Below are 16,898 nucleotides of genomic sequence, written 5' to 3'. Positions count from 1 at the left end.
GTTACAGCGGGCGCGAAGCTGCCCAGTCCCAGTAAAGTTCGCGCACGCGGCGCGTCACCGGGCCGTGCTGGTAAGAGATGTCGTCGAAGGCCGTCACCGGCGTGACCTTGGCGAAATTGCCCGACAGGAACACCTCGTCGGCATCGCGGAAATCGCCAAGGGTCAGCACCGCCTCGTGGACCTCCGTGCCGTCGGCGCGCAGATTGGCGATGTGGCGCGCGCGGGTGATGCCCGACAGGAAGGTGCCGTTTGCGATCGGGGTGAAGACCACGCCGTCCTTGACCATGAAGACATTGGCCGTGGCGCTTTCGGCGACATTGCCCATCGCGTCCTGCACCAGCGCATTGCCAAAGCCCTTGCGCTGCGCCTCGACCAGCATGCGCGCGTTGTTGGGGTAAAGGCAGCCCGCCTTGGCGTTGCAGACGTTGTCGCTCAGCACGGGGCGGCGGAATTGCGTCGTGGTCAACGTGGTGCCGGCGGCGGGGGCGGGCATCGCCACCTCTTCGAGGCAGAGCGCAAAGCCCGTCGCGCCCGCGCGCGGCGCCACGCCCAGATCCGAGCCGTGCAGCGCCCAATACATCGGGCGCACATAGACGGCGGCGCCTTTGCCGTAGCGCCGCAACCCCTCGCGCGCGATCCCGACCATGTCTTCGGCGCTCATCGTCGGGGTGATCATCAGCGCCTCGGCCGAGCGGTTGACGCGGGCGCAATGCGCCTCGAGGTCGGGGACGAGCCCGTCGAACATGCGCGCGCCGTCGAAGACCGACGAGCCCTGCCAGATGCCGTGATCGGCCGCGCGCATCACCGCCACGTCGCCTTCGTGCCAACTGCCTTCGAACCAGGTGCGGATGTTCGTGCCGAATGCCATGGGTATCCTCCGATCAGACGGCGCAGTCTAAGCAGGCCGTGACCGGATCGTCCAGAGCGTGTGGTGGCGTTGACGCCCCGGCAGCTTAGTCGACGTTGCTGGCGATGCCGACGCCTGTCCCGATCAGGCCAAGAAGCGTGCGGGTGGGCACCACGGCGCTTTCGGTGGCCAGCACAAGGTCACGCGGCTGCACGACGAAGTTCTGCGCCGAAAAGAGCCCGTCCGCGCGCGTCAGGTTCAGCGTGAACACCACGCGGTTATGGGTGGGGCCCGCATCGCTGCCCTCCGGCGCGACGGCCGCGCCGGGATATTCGCGCAGGATCAGCACGCCCTTGGGGTTGGCGCGGGAGGCATTGATCCCGCCGGCAAGGGTCACGGCCTCAAGCGCGGTCACGCGGTCCTTCGGGAAGGGGATGATCTCTTCCCGCCCGGACGCGCCGAGCGCGAGGAAATAGCGCGGGTCCTTTTCCACGATCAGCTTGTCACCGCCGCGCAGCCCGGTATCGAGGGCGGGGTCCTTCAGCACCCGCTCCATCGAGATTTCGTGCACCTTGCCGCCGCGGATCAGGCGCAGTTGAGGGTTGGCGATCTCGGGCGAGACCCCTCCGCCAAGCGAAATCAGGCCAAGCACGGTCAGCGAGCGGTCGGCCATCGGATAGTTGCCGGGGCGCACGACGCCGCTGACCATGTCGACCGAGTTCTGCCGGCCCGGCGCGGCGGAAAGCTGCACCTGCGCGGCGGGGGCCATCGTGGACAGGTCCTGCTGGATCTTCTCGCGCGCGCGGTCGGGCGTCAGGCCGGAAATCTTCACCGCGCCGACATAGGGCACGAACACCGTGCCATTGGGCGCGATCTGCATTTCCTGAAGGGTCGAGGCCGGAGAGTTCGGGGCCGTCAGGAGCGTGTTGTCGCCATTGTCCCAGATGGCGATCTTGACCATGTCGCCCGCGGCAAGGACCTGGCCCGCGCCACCGGCGCCGCCCTTGATCCACGAACGCGCCTCAAGCGCGCCCGCACCGGCCGGCCATTGCGCCACCACGGGCAGGAAGTCGCGCGTCACCTCGTAATGGGCGAACCCCGCATCCTCGCTGCTTTCGTTGCGCAGGATTTCCGATTGCAGTGCCGCGCCGCGCGGAAGGGTGCACGCGCCAAGCGCCATGCAGCAAAGAAGGCAAACCAGCAGGCGGCCTTTGGTCAACATTCAAACATCCCCCGTTTCGCCCTTTGGCTTGCGATGCTAAGCGTCAGGCGGGCAGCGCGAGTCACCTTTAGCATCGGCATGACGGGTATGGGGATAAATCCGGTAATTCTCAAGTCGAAGAATCCACGCATCCTCGTGATCGGCGGAACCGGCCGTCTCGGCGGGCTGATCCGCCGGGCCGTGGGGGACGGCGCGGGTGTCGGGGTGCAGCTGATCTGGCAGGCCCGCACCGAGGGGCGCGGCGGCGATCTGGTCTTCGATCCGCTGGGCCAGCCCGATGCCTATGCCCGGGCCGCGCGCGCGGCCGATGTCGTGCTGAACCTTGCCGGCGTGGTTGCGGGCGATGCGCAGGCGCTTGGCGCCAATACGGAGCTTGCCCTTGCGGCGTTGCGGGCGGCCGAAACGGCGGGCGGGCGCCCGGTCCTTGTGGCCTCGTCCGCAGCGGTCTACGGGCCACGGCCGGGCGCGCAGGCCGAAACGGATGCCCTGGCCCCCGCCGGGGCCTATGGCGCGGCCAAGCACGCGATGGAACAGGCCTTGCAGGGCGCGGCCGGCATCTGCTGCCTGCGGATCGGTAATGTCGCGGGGGCCGATGCGCTGCTGGGGGTGCCGCATGCGCCCGGCACCCGCGTTCTGGACATCTTCCCGGACGGGACCGCGCCCCGGCGCAGCTATATCGGGCCGCATGCCATCGCCCATGCCATCGCGCGGCTGGCGCGGCTGGCGGCGGGCGGGGCGGCGCTGCCGGCCGCCCTGAACCTTGCGCAGGCGGGGCCGGTCGGGATGGACGCGCTGCTGCGCGCCGCCGGGGAAAGCTGGCGCGACCGGCCGGCGCCCGAAGGCGCGATCGCGGAAATCACGCTGGACGTGGCGCGGGCGGTCACGCTCGGCCTCGTGCCGGAGGAACCGGCGCGGGCCGCCGACATCGTGGCCGACCTTGCGTCGCTGCCCCCGGCGGAGACCCGTGCATGACCCTTGCCAAACGCAGTTTCGATATCCTCTTCGCACTGGTGCTCCTGCCGGTTCTGGCGCCGGTGATTGCCCTGATCGCGGTTGCGATCCTTGTGACCGAGGGCCGCCCGGTCTTCTATGTGGCCGAGCGCATGCGCTGTCCGGCACAACCCTTCGCGCTGTGGAAGTTCCGCACGATGACCACTGTCGATACCGATACCGGCGTGTCGGGGGGGGACAAGACCGCACGCATCACCCGGATCGGCCGCCTTCTGCGCCGCACCCGCGCTGACGAACTGCCGCAGCTGTGGAACATCCTGAAGGGCGACATGAGCTTCGTCGGCCCCCGCCCCCCCCTGCGCCAGTATGTCGAACGCTTCCCCGAGATCTATTCGGAGGTTCTCAAAAGCCGGCCGGGCGTCACCGGGCTGGCCTCGATGATCTATCATCGGCACGAGGAGCGCATTCTCGCCGGATGCGGCACATCCGAGCAAACCGATGCCGCCTATTGCCGTCGATGCGTTCCCGCGAAGGCAAGGCTGGACCTGATCTATCAGCGTCATCAGTCCGTCTGTTTCGACATGAAACTGATCTGGCAGACCGTCGCCCGCATATTGCGCTGATTTTTGCCGCCAAAAAACACGGGTTGGTTGTTGTGGCCCCGCTTTTCGTGTAACGATTTCATGAATATTTACGCTTGGTTCCGGGCACCACAAGCAGAATGATAAAAACAGTCATCTCTCTCAGCCGCATTCAGAAAGATGCGATCTTTCTGACCGTAGATCTGGCGCTGGTTCCGATATCGATGATCCTGGCGCTGTCGTTGCAGTTTTCGTCGCTGGATCTGCTGCCTCTTTTCGTGGACAACTGGCCGTTCATTCCGTTGCTGATGGTCGCGGCGGCGGCGCTTTCGCTGATCCTGGGGCTGCGGCGGGTGCAGCTGAAGGAATACGATCTGGGCAGCGTCGTGCGCTCGGCCGTGTTGGCAAGCCTGCTTGCCGTCTGTTCGGCGGCGCTCGATTCACTGGGGGACAGCGCGTTTCCGGTGGCGCTGCATTTCATCTTCGCGCTGGTCTATTTCGCACTTTATTTCCTTGCCCGGCTGGCGATGTACCAGATCCTGATGTCGATCTATCGCCGGTCGCGCGCGGTCACGCGGGTTGCGATCTATGGCGCGGGGCGCACGGGGATGTCGCTGGCCTCGGCGCTGAAGGGGCAGTCCGACATCATGGCCTGCGCCTTTCTGGACGACAATGCCACGCTGCGCGGTCTGAACGTAGTGGGCCTGCCCGTCTATTCGGGCGTGCATATCGACCGGGTGAAGGCGCTTTACAAGCTTGACCGCGTGATCCTGGCGATGCCGTCGCTGTCGGTTCACAAGCAGACCTACCTGTCCAAGCGCCTGGAGGGGCTGGGCCTTGAGGTGCAGACCCTGCCGGCTTTCGCGCAGCTGATCGGAGGCGAGGCGCTGCTGGACAAGCTGCTGCCCGCCGGTCCCGGTGCGCTTTTGTCGCGTGATCCGCTGCACGACGCGATGAATTCGGGATGCTCCGAGTATCGCGGCGCCAATGTGCTGATCTCGGGGGCGGGCGGGTCCATCGGGCTGGAACTGTGCCGCCAGATGATCCGTTGCCGCCCTGCGCGCCTTGTCCTGTTCGAACTTTCCGAGCTTGCGCTTTACAACGCCGAGGCCGAGATGCGCGTGCTTGCCGGTCAGGCCGGGGTCGAGATCGTGCCGGTCCTTGGCTCGATCACCGACGGCATCCTTGTGGGCGACGTGCTGGCGCAATACGGGATCGAGGTGGTGCTGCACGCCGCGGCCTACAAGCATGTTCCGCTGGTCGAGGCCAACCCGCGCGTGGGGCTTTCGAACAACGCGCTCGGCACCGCCGTTCTGGCGCAGAAGGCGCGCGAGGCACAGGTGCGCCGCTTCGTTCTGGTCTCGTCCGACAAGGCGGTGCGGCCGGGCAACATCATGGGCGCCTCGAAGCGGCTGGCAGAGCTGATCGTGCAGGATCTGGCGACGCGCTCGAACGGCACGATCTTTTCCATCGTGCGTTTCGGCAACGTCCTTGGCTCGTCCGGCTCGGTGATCCCGCTGTTTCAGGAACAGATCGCGCGCGGCGGGCCCGTCACGCTGACCGATGAAGGGGTCACGCGCTATTTCATGACGATCATGGAGGCCGCGCGCCTCGTGCTGCTGGCGGGGTCCTTCGCCGAAGGAGGCGAGGTCTTCGTGCTCGACATGGGCAAGCCGGTCTATATCCGTGACCTGGCGCGCCAGCTGATCGTGGCCTCGGGATACACGGTGCGCGATGCCGAGAACTGCGATGGCGACATCGAGATCGTGACCACGGGCCTGCGTCCGGGCGAAAAGCTGCACGAAGAGCTGATGGTGCGCAAAGGGGCGCAGACGACCGCGCATCCCAAGATCATTCGTGTGCGCGAAGATCACCTGTCGGAGCTGGAGATGGCCGCGGCGCTGCGCGCCCTGCGCGATGCGATCGACCGCGGGTCCGACGCGGACCTGCTGGCCACGCTGATGCGCGCCGTGCCCGAATACCAGCCGCAAAGCCAGCCCGAGGGCGCCCTGCCCGAGCGGATCGTGAATGCGCTGAAGGCGGCGGACAAACCGGCCGAGTGACCCTTAGCCGAACGGATCCTCGGGATATCCCACCCCGCAAAGATAAAGCCCCTGCGGCGGACAGACCGGCCCGCAGGCGGCGCGGTCGCGCGCCTCAAGCGCGGTCTGCACATCCTCGGGCGCCCAGGCCCCTGCGCCCACCCGCTCCAGCGTGCCGACGATGGAGCGCACCTGGTTGTGCAGGAAGGACCGCGCGCGCAGGTGAAAGCGGAACTCCTGCCCATGCGGGACCGGGACGGCCTCGATACGGATCTCGTCCAGCGTCTTGAGCGGCGATGCCGCCTGGCAGATCGACGAGCGGAAGGTGGTGAAATCGTGATGCCCCACCAGATGCGCGGCCCCCGCGCGCATCGCCCTGAGCGACAGGGGGTGCAGCACCTGCCAGACCCGCCCCCTGTCATGCACCGCCGGCGCACGGCGTTGCAGCAGGCGAAACAGATAGCGCCGCTCGATCGCGGAAAAGCGGGCGTGAAACTCATCGGGCACCCGTGCGCAGGTCAGAATGGCGACCGGGCTGGGCTTGAGGTGGAAATTCAGCGCCTCGGACAGGCGGAACGGGTCCCAGTCCTTGGCCAGATCCACATGGGCGACCTGTGCGGTGGCGTGAACGCCCGCATCGGTGCGCCCCGCCGCGGCGATCGTGTGGGGGCCGGGCTCCAGCCGGGCAAGCGCGGCCTCGATCGCGCCCTGAACCGAAGCCTGGCTGCGCTGGCGCTGCCATCCCGCGAAGGGCGCCCCGTCATATTCGATCTGGAAAGCAAATCTTGGCATGCCCCGCCATATCGCGCCCTGCGCCCCGGCGGCAATCCCAAGATGCGGCGCGGGGCGAAATTCGCGGCCCCGCTGCGCAAGGGGCCGGTTCCGCGCGGCCTTTCCCCCTACCAAGGCCGCGCGCGGCCACCTATCTTGAGGCCATGGGGCAGCAAAAGGCGAACCGCATTGGGCATTTCCAGCATCGCAGATGATGTCGCGCGCGGCATCGAGGGGATCGGCGCATCGGTCTCCGAGGCCTTGTTTGAGCCGGTGGTCCGGTTGGGCGTGACGGGGCTTTCGCGCGCGGGCAAGACGGTGTTCATCACCTCGCTTGTCGCCAATCTTCTGGATCGCGGGCGGATGCCCGCGCTGTCGGCGGCCGCGGGCGGGGCGATCCGCGCGGCCTATCTGCAGCCGCAGCCGGATGATACCGTGCCGCGCTTCGATTATGAAAACCACCTTGCCGCGCTGACCGGCCCGGCGCCCCACTGGCCCGAGGGCACCCGCGCGGTGTCGGAACTGCGCCTGTCGTTCCGGGTGCAGCCCTCGGGCATGCTGGGCGCGCTGCGGGGCCCGCGCACCGTGCATGTCGATATCGTCGATTATCCGGGCGAGTGGCTTCTGGACCTGTCCCTGATGGACAAGAGCTATGCGCAATGGTCCGAAGGGGTTCTGGCCCGCCTGCCGGATCGGCCGGGCGGGGCCGAGTTCATGGCGCTTGCCCAGGCCACCGACACAGAGGCCGCGCTGGACGAACCCGTCGCCCGCCGCCTGACTGACAGCTTTGCCGCCCATCTTCAGGCCGCGCGCGCGGCGGGCTATTCGGATTGCTCGCCGGGGCGGTTCCTGCTGCCCGGAGATCTGGCCGGATCGCCCGTGCTGACCTTCGCCCCCCTGCCGCTGGGCAACAGCCCCCGCGGCTCGCTCGGGCGCGAGATGGAGCGCCGCTTCGAGGCCTACAAGTCCCGCGTGGTGCGCCCCTTCTTTCGAGATCACTTTGCCCGGATCGACCGGCAGGTCGTGCTGGTCGACGTGCTGGGCGCCATCCATTCCGGTCCCGCCGCGCTCGAGGATCTGCGCCGCGCCATGGCCGGGATCCTGACCGCCTTCCGCCCCGGCACGGCGGGCTGGCTGGCAAGCCTTCTGGGCGCGCGGCGCGTCGAACGCATCCTGTTCGCCGCGACCAAGGCCGATCACCTGCACCACACGCAGCACGCCCGGCTGACCGCGATCACCGGCGCGCTTCTGCGCGAGGCGAAGGACCGCGCCGATTTCGCGGGGGCCAGAACGCTTGCCATGTCGCTTGCCGCCCTGCGCACCACGACCGAAGAGACCGTCCCCCATGAGGGCCGCAGCGTCGAGGCCGTGCGGGGCACGCTGATGGACGGGCGCCGCGCCGCCTTCTATCCCGGCGCGCTTCCGGACGATCCCGCGCAGCTTCTGTCGCCCGCCCGCGCCGGGGCGGCGCGATGGCTGGATGCCGATTATGCGGTGATGTCCTTCGCGCCCGCCGAACTGAGCCTCAAGCCTGGCGAAGGCCCGCCGCATATCCGGCTGGACCGTGCCGCGGAATTCCTGATCGGGGACAAGCTATGAACACGACCAAAGGCCCCGTCCTGATCGAACTGGATGGCCCCGCGCCAACCCCGGCCGAGGCCCCGCCGATCGAGGATGCCCCCGGTGCCGAGCCCCGCCCCGAGGGCCGCGCCATGCAGATCGCCACGCGCCTTGCGGCGCGCCCGACCTCGGGGCTGACGCGGTTCTTCTGGCGTTCGGCGGTGGCCCTTCTGGGGTTTCTCGCCTCGGTCGCGGCGTGGAATTTCGTGACCGGGCTGTTCGCCGCGAACCCGGTTCTGGGATGGCTGGGCATCGCGCTGATCGGCGCCTTCGTTCTGGCCGCGCTTTTGATGGCGGGGCGCGAACTGGCAGCCTTCGCGCGCCTGCGCCGCCTTGACGGCGTGCATCGCAAGGTGGGTGCCGCCGCCGCCTCCGGCGATCTGGGGCAGGCGCGGGCGGCGGTGACGCAGCTTTCCGCGCTTTACGCGGCCCGCCCCGAGCTGGACTGGTCCCGCGCCCGCCTGGCCGAACGGACGGGCGATGCATTCGATGCCGAGAACCTTCTGGGCCTTGCCGAACGCGAGTTGATGGGCCCGCTCGATGCCGCCGCGCGTCTCGAGGTCGAGGCCGCCGCCCGGACCGTCGCCACCGTCACCGCGCTCGTGCCGCTGGCTCTGGCCGATGTCTTCGCGGCGCTTGCGGCGAACCTGCGCATGATCCGGCGCATCGCCGAGATCTATGGCGGGCGCGCAGGCTCGTTCGGCTCGCTGCGCCTGGCGCGCACGGTGATGACCCACCTTGTCGCCACCGGCGCGGTCGCGGCAGGCGACGACCTGATCGAAACGATGGCGGGCGGCGGGCTTTTGTCGAAACTCTCGCGCCGCTTCGGCGAAGGCGTCGTGAACGGCGCGCTGACCGCACGCGTGGGCATCGCCGCGATCGAGGTCTGCCGCCCGATGCCCTTCGCGGCCCTGCCGAAACCGCGGGTGACCAATCTCGTCAGCCGGGCGCTGACGGGCGTGTTTTCGAAATCGAAAGCGGACGAGGACTAGCGCAGGACGGGCACCGTATCGCGGGGGCGGCCCATATCCTCCACGCCAAGCCGCAGGCCTTGCCCGATGCGATGGGCAAGCGCGGACCAGCTTGCAGCGGCCAGCGGCTCAAGCTCTTGCCGCAACGTGTCGTCGAACAGCCCCAGCCAGATCGGGAAATGCCCGGCCTCGACATTGCCCGCGCGGCGATGCGCCATCATGGGGCTGCCGTCATAACCTGCGTGAAACAGGATCGCACCCTTCCAGAACCGGGCGATCTTCGCCTCATGGGCGGGCCAGTCCTCGACATGGGCGGCGAAGACCGGCCTCAGAAGGTGATGCGCGCGCACCCGTGCATAGAAGCGCGCGACGACTCGCTCGATATCGGCTTCGGTAACCTCGAAACGGGGGGGCGGTGCGGTCATGGCGGTCTCCTGTCGGCGATCAGATAGGGTGCCGCCCGTGCGCGGGCAAGGCGGAATAAGGCCGCACCCCCCTTTCACCAGAGTGAAAATATCCCCCGCGGAGCGTTCCATGGCCGATCGCAGGAGCCTCCGGCGGGGATATTTCGACTCTGAAGAAACTGGCGGTTCACCGCCTTGCCGCAGCGCCGAGCCGCGCCTATAAGGCGGGCATGACCTGGCACATGCGTCTCATGCATCGAATTACTGGCCCGGCGCTCTGACGCGTCAGGGTGGCCGGGAATTGCGAGCCAGAAACGGGCGCGGGTGATGCGCCCATTCCCTGCAAAGGACAAGACCGATGTGTGCTGATACGCCCGCCACGACACCTGATTACCGTGATACCGTCTTTCTTCCCGAGACCGATTTTCCGATGCGCGCGGGCCTTCCGCAGCGCGAGCCGGATTGGCTGGCGCGGTGGGAGAAGATCGGCGTTTACGACCGGCTGCGCGCGCAGGAGGGGCGCACGCCGTTCGTGCTGCATGACGGCCCGCCCTATGCAAATGGACATCTGCATATCGGGCACGCGCTCAACAAGATCCTGAAGGATTTCATCGTCCGTTCGCAGCAGATGATGGGGCGCGATGCACGTTATGTTCCGGGCTGGGATTGCCACGGTCTGCCCATCGAATGGAAGATCGAGGAGCAATACCGCGCGAAGGGGCTGAACAAGGACGATGTTGACCTGGTTGCCTTTCGCCAGGAATGCCGCCGTTTCGCCGAGGGCTGGATCGACATCCAGCGCGAGGAGTTCAAGCGCCTTGGCGTCACCGGGAAATGGGACGCGCCCTATCTGACGATGGATTTCCACGCCGAGGCGGTGATCGCCGAAGAGTTCATGAAGCTTCTGATGAACGGCACGCTTTACCAAGGCTCGAAGCCGGTAATGTGGTCGCCGGTGGAAAAGACCGCCCTGGCGGAGGCCGAGGTCGAGTATCACGATCACACCAGCCACACGATCTGGGTGCGTTTCGCGGTTCTGCGCGGCGGCAATGCGCCGATGCCGGTCGAGGATGCGGTGGAATATGACGGCGCCGATCAGGCGCTTCTGGCCGATCAGCTGCACGATGCCTCGGTGGTGATCTGGACCACGACCCCCTGGACCATCCCGCAGAACCGCGCCGTGTGCTTCAGCCCCGAAATCTCTTACGGGCTTTATCGCATCGACGCGGTGGCCGAGAACACCACCGCGCGCGTGGGCGAGACCGTCCTTCTGGCCGACAAGCTGGCCGAGAGCGTGATGGGCGCGGCCAAGGTCGAAAGTTTCAGCCGGTTGCGCGGGGTGTCCGCCGAGGAACTGGCCGGGCTGACCCTTGCCCATCCCTATCGCGGTGTCGAGAACGGCGCGGGTGAGTGGGATTTCGACGTTCCGGTCCTGCCCGGCGAGCATGTCACCGACGATGCCGGGACGGGGTTCGTGCATACCGCGCCCAGCCATGGCGACGACGACTACCAGATTGGCCTGAAATTCGGCCTGCCGATGACCTATAACGTTCTGGAAGACGGTTCCTACCGGCCGGACCTGCCGCTGTTCGGCGGGCAGGCGATCGTTCTGCCCGACGGCAAGGAAGGGCCTGCGAATGTCTCGAACATCAAGCAGCTGGCCTGGGCCGGGGCGCTTCTGGCCAAGGGCAAGCTGAAGCATTCCTACCCGCATAGCTGGCGTTCCAAGGCGCCGCTGATCTATCGCAATACCCCGCAATGGTTCGCCGCCATCGACAAGGTGCTCGATGACGGGATGGGCGAATATGGCGACACGATCCGGGCGCGTGCGCTGACCTCGATCGACAAGCTGGTGAAATGGACGCCGCAGACCGGGCGCAACCGGCTTTACTCGATGATCGAGGCGCGGCCCGACTGGGTGCTGAGCCGGCAGCGCGCCTGGGGCGTGCCGCTGACCTGTTTCGTGAAGAAGGGTGCCAGGCCCACCGATGACGGGTTCCTGTTGCGCAATGCCGAACTCAACGCCCGCGTCGTGGCGGCCTTCGAGGCCGAGGGCGCGGATGTCTGGTACAAGGACGGCTTCAAGGCGCGGGTGCTGGAAGGCATTGCCGACCCGGAGGAATACGATCAGGTCTTCGACGTGCTCGACGTGTGGTTCGACAGCGGCTCGACCCATGCCTTCGTGCTGCGCGACCGCGCCGACGGCACGCCCGACGGGATTGCGGATCTGTATCTGGAGGGCACCGACCAGCATCGCGGCTGGTTCCATTCCTCGATGCTTCAGGCCTGTGCCACGAAGGGCCGGGCGCCTTATCGCGGGGTGCTGACGCATGGCTTCACGCTGGACGAGAAGGGCATGAAGATGTCCAAATCGCTTGGCAACACCATCGCCCCGCAGCAGGTGATCGACGAATACGGCGCCGATATCCTGCGGCTTTGGGTGGCGCAGGCCGACTACACGGCCGACCTGCGCATCGGCAAGGAAATCCTGAAGGGCGTGGCCGACAGCTATCGCCGGCTGCGCAACACGATGCGCTTCCTGCTGGGCAACCTTGCGGGCTTTGCCGAGGCCGAGCGTGTGGCCCCCGCCGATATGCCCGAACTGGAGCGGTGGGTTCTGCACCGCCTGGCCGAGCTCGATCATACCGTGCGCAAGGGCTATGATGCCTATGATTTTCAGGGGGTCTTCCAGGCGCTGTTCAATTTTGCCACGGTCGATCTGTCCGCGGTCTATTTCGACATCCGCAAGGATGCGCTTTACTGCGACGCGCCCGACAGCCTGCGCCGCCGTTCCGCGCGCACGGTGCTGGACCTTCTGTTCCATCGCCTGACCACCTGGCTTGCGCCGATCCTGGTGTTCACGATGGAGGATGTGTGGCTTTCGCGCTTCCCCGAAGAGGCGGGTTCGGTGCATCTGACCGACATGCCCAGAACGCCCGCCGACTGGCGGGATGAGCCGCTGGCCGCGAAATGGGACGGCATCCGCCGCGCCCGCCGTGCCGTGACCGCCGCGCTTGAAGTGCAGCGCAGCGCCAAGGTGATCGGCGCCAGCCTCGAGGCGGCCCCGGTCGTCCATGTCGAGGATGCAGACCTTCTCAGGGCGCTGCATTCGGTCGATTTCGCGGATATCTGCATCACTTCCTCGGCGGTCCTGACCGCCGATCCGGCCCCGAACGAGGCCTTCCGCCTGCCCGAGGTTCCGGGCATCGCGGTGGTGTTCGAAACCGCCGAGGGCGAGAAATGCGGACGCTGCTGGCGGATCCTGCCGGATGTGGGCAGCCATGCCCATCCGGGCACCTGCAAGCGCTGCAACGACGCCCTGGGATAAGGCGGGGGATCGGTATCCCCCTTGCCGGTCCCGCCGCCGCGCTTTACCGATAACGGATAATCGGTCGGGCAGGTGGCGGGATGGCTTTCGGGGTAATGCTGGCGGTTCTGGGCGCCGCCTTTCTGCATGCGTTGTGGAATGCGCTGATCAAGGGCGGAAAGTCCAAGGTCGGCTCGATGGTGATCCTGTCGGTGATGGAGATCCCGATCGGCATTGCCGTCGTGGCGACCCGTCCGTGGCCGCCGGCCGAAGTCTGGCCCTGGGTGATCGCGGCCGGGTGCACGCATTTCGCCTACAAGTTCTTCCTGACCTACGCCTATGAGCAGGGCGACCTGAGCCGGGTCTATCCTATCGCGCGCGGGGCGGCGCCGATGATCGTGGCGGTGGTGGGGGCGGTGTTCCTGTCGGACGTTCTGCAACTGCCCGAATATCTGGGCATCCTTACGCTTGGCTTCGGCATCCTCCTGATGGCGCGGGGGGTGTTTACCGACGGCGAAAGCCGCAGGCTACTGCCCTTCGCCATCGGCTCGGCCTGCGCCACGGCAAGCTATACGCTGATCGACGGGCTGGGCGCGCGGGTCTCGGGCGATGCGGTGGCCTATGTCGGCTGGATCTTCATCGTGGACGGGGCGCTTTTCGCAACCGGGATGGTTGCGCTGAAAGGGCGCGGCATGCTGGCCGGCGGGGCGCGGGAATGGACGCTTGGCGCGGCCGCCTCGGTGGCATCTTACGGGGCCTATGCGATCTCGGTATGGGCGATGACGGTGGCGCCGATCGCGCTTGTCGCGGCGCTGCGCGAAACCTCGATCCTGTTTGCAGTGATGATCGGCTGGCTCTTGTTCGGCGAACGGATGAACCCGCTCAAGGCGGTTGCGGCGGTGCTGATCGTGCTGGGCGTGATCGTGACGCGGATCTAGGCGCGTGCGTCGCGCGCGGGCACGATCTGCTGCACGATGCCGACCAGAAGCAGATAAAGCGAGGTCAGCACCAGCCCCCAATGCGCCCAGCTTTCGGGGTGGAAATCGACCCAGGCCGCCCAGCCCGCGAACCCGGTCCAGGCGAGCGCCATCGGCAGCGAGACCGACCGCCAGCGTTCCGTGCGCACCGGGTGGATGAACTTGAGGTTGGTGAACATCGCCACCGCAAGCGCCACGACAAGCGACAGCATCAGCCAGAAATTCGGCTGGATGGCGAACAGCACCAGCACCACCATGTTCCAGCAGCCCGGAAACCCGGCGAAGGAATTGTCCTTCGTCTTCATCCGCGTGTCGGCGAAATAGACGACCGAGCCGTAGACGATGACGATGATCGCGATCCAGCCCGTCCAGCCGGGCAGCAGCCCCGATTTGAACAGCGCATAGGCCGGGATGAAGACATAGGTCAGGTAGTCGATGATCAGGTCCATCAGGACGCCGTCATAGGTGGGCCAGTTGGTCTTGACGTCATAGCGCCGTGCCAGCGGCCCGTCGATCCCGTCCACCGCAAGCGCCACGACAAGCCATAGGAACATCAGGCTCCATTTTTCCTCGACCGCAGCCAGCATCGCCAGCATCGAAAGAACTGCGCCGGTCGCGGTCAGCAGGTGCACGAGAAGGGCTTTTATGCGAAGAACCATGGCCCCTTCTTGCGCATTCTCGGCCATCCCGCAATGCCGTCAGGCCCGCGGATGGGCGGATTCGTAGATTTCCATCAGCCGTGCAGCATCGACGGCGGTGTAGATCTGGGTGGTGGCAAGGCTTGCATGGCCCAGAAGCTCCTGGATCGCGCGCAGATCGCCCCCCGCGCCCAGAAGGTGGGTGGCAAAGCTGTGGCGCAGGGCATGGGGCGTGGCGGTTGCGGGCAGGCCAAGCGACATGCGCGCGCGCTCGACCGCGCGGGCGATCATGCGCGGGCTGAGCGCACCGCCGCGCGCGCCCCGGAACAGCGGCGCGGCGGGGCCGGTCTCGAACGGACAAAGCCGCATATAGATGTCGACGGCGGTGCGCGCGACCGGCAGGACCGGCACCAGACGCTCTTTCCCGCCCTTGCCCAGGATGCGCAGAACCTCGGGCAGGGGGGCGTCGGCGCCGGTCAGGCCAAGCGCTTCGGATATCCGCAGGCCGCAGCCGTAAAGCAGCGTGACCACCGCCGCATCGCGCGCGGCGATCCATGGCTCGGCCGCCTGATCCCCGACCTGCCCGATCATGGCCTGCGCGGCATCCTCGGCCAGCGGCCGGGGTAGTTTGCGCTGGTATTTCGGCGCGCGGGCCGCAAGCACGTGGCTTGCGTCGAACCCCTCGCGGTCGGAAAGCCAGCGGATGAAGGATTTGACCGACGAAAGCCGCCGCGCAAGCGAGCGCGACGAAATCCCGCGCCCCCGCTCATGCGCCAGAAAGGCGCGCATGTCGGCCTGGCTGATCGCGGCCAGGCGGGCCAGGCCCTGACCCTCGCCGTGATGCTGCTGCAAGAATCCCAGAAAACCGGCGACATCGCCGCGATAGGCGGAAATCGTGTGCCCGGCCGCCCCGTCCAGCGCGCGCAGATGGTCCAGCCAGCGTTGCAGCGCATCCGCGGCGGCCGGAGAAAAGGCGGCAGGCATCACGCCAGCCAGCGGCGCATCGCCCGTTCGAACACCCCGGCGAAGAAGGCCAGAAGGTCGGTGCCCTGCGCAGGTTTGAACTGATGCGGGTCCTCGGCCCCCATGACCAGAAGCCCCGGCAGCCGTCCCGGCCCGAAATCCAGCCGCATCAGCGCCTCGGAGCGGATCCAGCCCGCGGTCTCGCCATAGATCGCGTCGGATTGCGCAACGGTCTGGCGCAGCACCACGTTGCGCGGCTGCCCGCCCCGGCCCGCACCCAGATACTCCTGCACGAAACCCGGCTCGGCCACGCAAAGCACATCGCCCAGCCGGCGCAGCACCGGATCGCTGTCCGAATGCAGGCTTTCCAGAACCAGGCGCACGCAATCCACCCGCAGGATGCCGGCCACTTCGCTGCCCAGGTTGCGCAGGAAATCCTCGAACTCCACCGGGTCGAGCATGCGCAGCACCGCGCGGTGGATCTGGTTTGTCCCGGCAAGGTTCTCATAGGCCGCGGCAATCACCGAGCGATGCGTGTCCTCAAGCCGGTCGAGCCGCTTTTCAAGCCGCTCCATCGCCACGCCGCGCAGGTCGATGATGTTGCTGCCCATCGCGCGCTCGTTCGCGGCGATCAGCGCATGCATCAGATCGCGGTCCTCAAGGATCACTTCCGGCTCGGAAATGATCCGTTCGCGCAGCTGGTTGGCCAGCACAGTGTTCACAGCGGTTTCCGTCATGCCCGTATCATCGTGCCTGTTTGTGGTTGTTTTGCGGCCACTCTACACGAAATATGGGGAAATGCAGGTATTTTTTGCCCAAAATGAACCGGCCCGCCAGAGCGGCGGGCCGTCATGATGCCGATCGCGCCGGTTCAGATCTTCTGGCCGGTCTTGGCCCAGTCGCTGAGGAACTGGTCCAGCCCCTTGTCGGTCAGGACGTGATTCGCCATCGCCTTGATCACGGCGGGCGGGGCGGTGATCACATCGGCGCCGATCCGGGCCACATCGGTGATATGGTTCACCGAGCGGATCGAAGCGGCCAGGATCTCGGTGCGGAAATCGTAATTGTCATAGATCGTGCGGATATCCTCGATCAGCTGCACACCATCAAGGTTGATATCGTCCAGCCGCCCGATGAAGGGCGAGATGAAGGTCGCCCCCGCCTTCGCGGCAAGGATGGCCTGCGCGGCCGAGAAGCACAGCGTGACGTTGACCATGTGGCCTTCGGATGCGAAAGCCTTGCAGGCGGTCAGGCCATCCCAGGTCAGCGGAACCTTGATCGCGATATTGGGGGCGATCTTGGCAAGCTTCAGACCTTCTTCGATCATGGCTTTCGCCTCGGTGGCGACGACCTCGGCCGACACCGGGCCAGAGACCATGTCGCAGATCTCCCTGGTGACCTCGAGGATGTCGCGCCCCGATTTCAGGATCAGCGACGGGTTGGTCGTGACGCCATCGACCATGCCCAGGTCGTTCAGCTCACGAATGGCGGCGACATCGGCGGTATCTACGAAGAATTTCATGGGGCAGCTCCTGCAGACGGGTTCGGCGCCTGATAGCGCAATCCGCCGCCCCCCGGAACCCCTCAAACGCGGGCGCTCCGTC

Annotated in this window: 15 protein-coding genes; 7 read left to right on the top strand and 8 right to left on the bottom strand. The window is 66.9% G+C overall.

Annotated features, from left to right (window positions below; all coding sequences use genetic code 11):
• Position 1: 1 nt before the first annotated feature.
• Positions 2–868, bottom strand: coding sequence for a branched-chain amino acid aminotransferase (locus AC4PTO_RS14875; RefSeq protein ID WP_492729766.1), 867 nt, complete (start codon positions 866–868; stop codon positions 2–4).
• Positions 869–953: 85 nt separating this feature from the next.
• Positions 954–2,069, bottom strand: coding sequence for a polysaccharide biosynthesis/export family protein (locus AC4PTO_RS14870; RefSeq protein ID WP_492729764.1), 1,116 nt, complete (start codon positions 2,067–2,069; stop codon positions 954–956).
• Positions 2,070–2,147: 78 nt separating this feature from the next.
• Here AC4PTO_RS14870 and AC4PTO_RS14865 point away from each other — a divergent pair, with 78 nt between their 5' ends.
• From AC4PTO_RS14865 to AC4PTO_RS14855, 3 genes are all read left to right on the top strand, one after another.
• Positions 2,148–3,041: an NAD-dependent epimerase/dehydratase family protein gene (locus tag AC4PTO_RS14865; protein ID WP_492729762.1), complete on the top strand. Its 894-nt coding sequence runs from the start codon at positions 2,148–2,150 to the stop codon at positions 3,039–3,041.
• Positions 3,038–3,643 carry a sugar transferase gene (locus tag AC4PTO_RS14860; RefSeq protein WP_492729760.1) on the top strand — a complete coding sequence of 202 codons (606 nt, stop codon included), beginning with the start codon at positions 3,038–3,040 and terminating at the stop codon, positions 3,641–3,643. Before AC4PTO_RS14865 ends, AC4PTO_RS14860 begins: the two co-directional genes overlap by 4 nt.
• Positions 3,644–3,741: 98 nt before the next feature.
• Positions 3,742–5,664: a polysaccharide biosynthesis protein gene (locus AC4PTO_RS14855; protein WP_492729758.1), complete on the top strand. Its 1,923-nt coding sequence runs from the start codon at positions 3,742–3,744 to the stop codon at positions 5,662–5,664.
• Positions 5,665–5,667: 3 nt separating this feature from the next.
• Here AC4PTO_RS14855 and truA read toward each other — a convergent pair whose 3' ends face one another.
• Positions 5,668–6,435 (bottom strand): tRNA pseudouridine(38-40) synthase TruA, encoded by a 768-nt coding sequence (truA, locus tag AC4PTO_RS14850; RefSeq protein WP_492729756.1) that lies wholly within the window; start codon positions 6,433–6,435, stop codon positions 5,668–5,670.
• Between the two features lie 168 nt (positions 6,436–6,603).
• On the opposite strand from truA, the gene AC4PTO_RS14845 reads away from it, so the two are divergent.
• Together AC4PTO_RS14845 and AC4PTO_RS14840 are read left to right on the top strand one after the other, a co-directional pair.
• On the top strand, positions 6,604–8,013 hold the full coding sequence (locus AC4PTO_RS14845; RefSeq protein WP_492729754.1) for a YcjX family GTP-binding protein: 1,410 nt from the start codon (positions 6,604–6,606) through the stop codon (positions 8,011–8,013).
• Complete coding sequence (locus AC4PTO_RS14840; protein WP_492729752.1) at positions 8,010–9,026, top strand: YcjF family protein; 1,017 nt, start codon at positions 8,010–8,012, stop codon at positions 9,024–9,026. Before AC4PTO_RS14845 ends, AC4PTO_RS14840 begins: the two co-directional genes overlap by 4 nt.
• Here AC4PTO_RS14840 and AC4PTO_RS14835 read toward each other — a convergent pair.
• Positions 9,023–9,430 carry a group III truncated hemoglobin gene (locus tag AC4PTO_RS14835; protein ID WP_492729750.1) on the bottom strand — a complete coding sequence of 136 codons (408 nt, stop codon included), beginning with the start codon at positions 9,428–9,430 and terminating at the stop codon, positions 9,023–9,025. The two genes, AC4PTO_RS14840 and AC4PTO_RS14835, sit on opposite strands and share 4 nt — an antisense overlap.
• Positions 9,431–9,767: 337 nt before the next feature.
• Between AC4PTO_RS14835 and ileS the strand changes: the two genes are divergently transcribed.
• Positions 9,768–12,737, top strand: a complete 2,970-nt coding sequence (gene ileS, locus AC4PTO_RS14830; protein WP_492729748.1) for an isoleucine--tRNA ligase — start codon at positions 9,768–9,770, stop codon at positions 12,735–12,737.
• Positions 12,738–12,817: 80 nt separating this feature from the next.
• Positions 12,818–13,654, top strand: a complete 837-nt coding sequence (locus AC4PTO_RS14825) for an EamA family transporter (protein ID WP_492729746.1) — start codon at positions 12,818–12,820, stop codon at positions 13,652–13,654.
• Here the strand turns inward: AC4PTO_RS14825 and AC4PTO_RS14820 are convergent.
• From AC4PTO_RS14820 to fsa, 4 genes are all read right to left on the bottom strand, one after another.
• Positions 13,651–14,352 carry a CDP-alcohol phosphatidyltransferase family protein gene (locus AC4PTO_RS14820; RefSeq protein ID WP_492729744.1) on the bottom strand — a complete coding sequence of 234 codons (702 nt, stop codon included), beginning with the start codon at positions 14,350–14,352 and terminating at the stop codon, positions 13,651–13,653. The two genes, AC4PTO_RS14825 and AC4PTO_RS14820, sit on opposite strands and share 4 nt — an antisense overlap.
• A gap of 39 nt (positions 14,353–14,391) precedes the next feature.
• Entirely contained in the window at positions 14,392–15,315 is a 924-nt protein-coding gene (locus AC4PTO_RS14815) for a tyrosine recombinase XerC (RefSeq protein WP_492729742.1), read from the bottom strand.
• A complete protein-coding gene (locus AC4PTO_RS14810) occupies positions 15,315–16,031 on the bottom strand; it encodes a DUF484 family protein (RefSeq protein WP_492729740.1) in 717 nt (238 codons plus the stop codon). The genes AC4PTO_RS14815 and AC4PTO_RS14810 overlap by 1 nt, the downstream gene beginning before the upstream one ends.
• A gap of 134 nt (positions 16,032–16,165) precedes the next feature.
• A complete protein-coding gene (gene fsa, locus AC4PTO_RS14805) occupies positions 16,166–16,816 on the bottom strand; it encodes a fructose-6-phosphate aldolase (protein ID WP_492729738.1) in 651 nt (216 codons plus the stop codon).
• Positions 16,817–16,898 lie beyond the last annotated feature (82 nt).

Source organism: Rhodobacter maritimus (assembly GCF_058747975.1).
Note: the sequence above shows the minus strand (reverse complement) of the source record. Positions and strands in the feature narration are given on the sequence as shown.

What these genes read in the sequence shown, in the direction of transcription:
- AC4PTO_RS14875 (WP_492729766.1), bottom strand. Translation starts at nt 868, where the DNA reads ATGGCATTCGGCACGAACATCCGCACCTGGTTCGAAGGCAGTTGGCAC.
- AC4PTO_RS14870 (WP_492729764.1), bottom strand. Translation starts at nt 2,069, where the DNA reads ATGTTGACCAAAGGCCGCCTGCTGGTTTGCCTTCTTTGCTGCATGGCG.
- AC4PTO_RS14865 (WP_492729762.1), top strand. Translation starts at nt 2,148, where the DNA reads ATGACGGGTATGGGGATAAATCCGGTAATTCTCAAGTCGAAGAATCCA.
- AC4PTO_RS14860 (WP_492729760.1), top strand. Translation starts at nt 3,038, where the DNA reads ATGACCCTTGCCAAACGCAGTTTCGATATCCTCTTCGCACTGGTGCTC.
- AC4PTO_RS14855 (WP_492729758.1), top strand. Translation starts at nt 3,742, where the DNA reads ATGATAAAAACAGTCATCTCTCTCAGCCGCATTCAGAAAGATGCGATC.
- truA (WP_492729756.1), bottom strand. Translation starts at nt 6,435, where the DNA reads ATGCCAAGATTTGCTTTCCAGATCGAATATGACGGGGCGCCCTTCGCG.
- AC4PTO_RS14840 (WP_492729752.1), top strand. Translation starts at nt 8,010, where the DNA reads ATGAACACGACCAAAGGCCCCGTCCTGATCGAACTGGATGGCCCCGCG.
- AC4PTO_RS14835 (WP_492729750.1), bottom strand. Translation starts at nt 9,430, where the DNA reads ATGACCGCACCGCCCCCCCGTTTCGAGGTTACCGAAGCCGATATCGAG.
- ileS (WP_492729748.1), top strand. Translation starts at nt 9,768, where the DNA reads ATGTGTGCTGATACGCCCGCCACGACACCTGATTACCGTGATACCGTC.
- AC4PTO_RS14825 (WP_492729746.1), top strand. Translation starts at nt 12,818, where the DNA reads ATGGCTTTCGGGGTAATGCTGGCGGTTCTGGGCGCCGCCTTTCTGCAT.
- AC4PTO_RS14820 (WP_492729744.1), bottom strand. Translation starts at nt 14,352, where the DNA reads ATGGTTCTTCGCATAAAAGCCCTTCTCGTGCACCTGCTGACCGCGACC.
- AC4PTO_RS14815 (WP_492729742.1), bottom strand. Translation starts at nt 15,315, where the DNA reads ATGCCTGCCGCCTTTTCTCCGGCCGCCGCGGATGCGCTGCAACGCTGG.
- AC4PTO_RS14810 (WP_492729740.1), bottom strand. Translation starts at nt 16,031, where the DNA reads ATGACGGAAACCGCTGTGAACACTGTGCTGGCCAACCAGCTGCGCGAA.
- fsa (WP_492729738.1), bottom strand. Translation starts at nt 16,816, where the DNA reads ATGAAATTCTTCGTAGATACCGCCGATGTCGCCGCCATTCGTGAGCTG.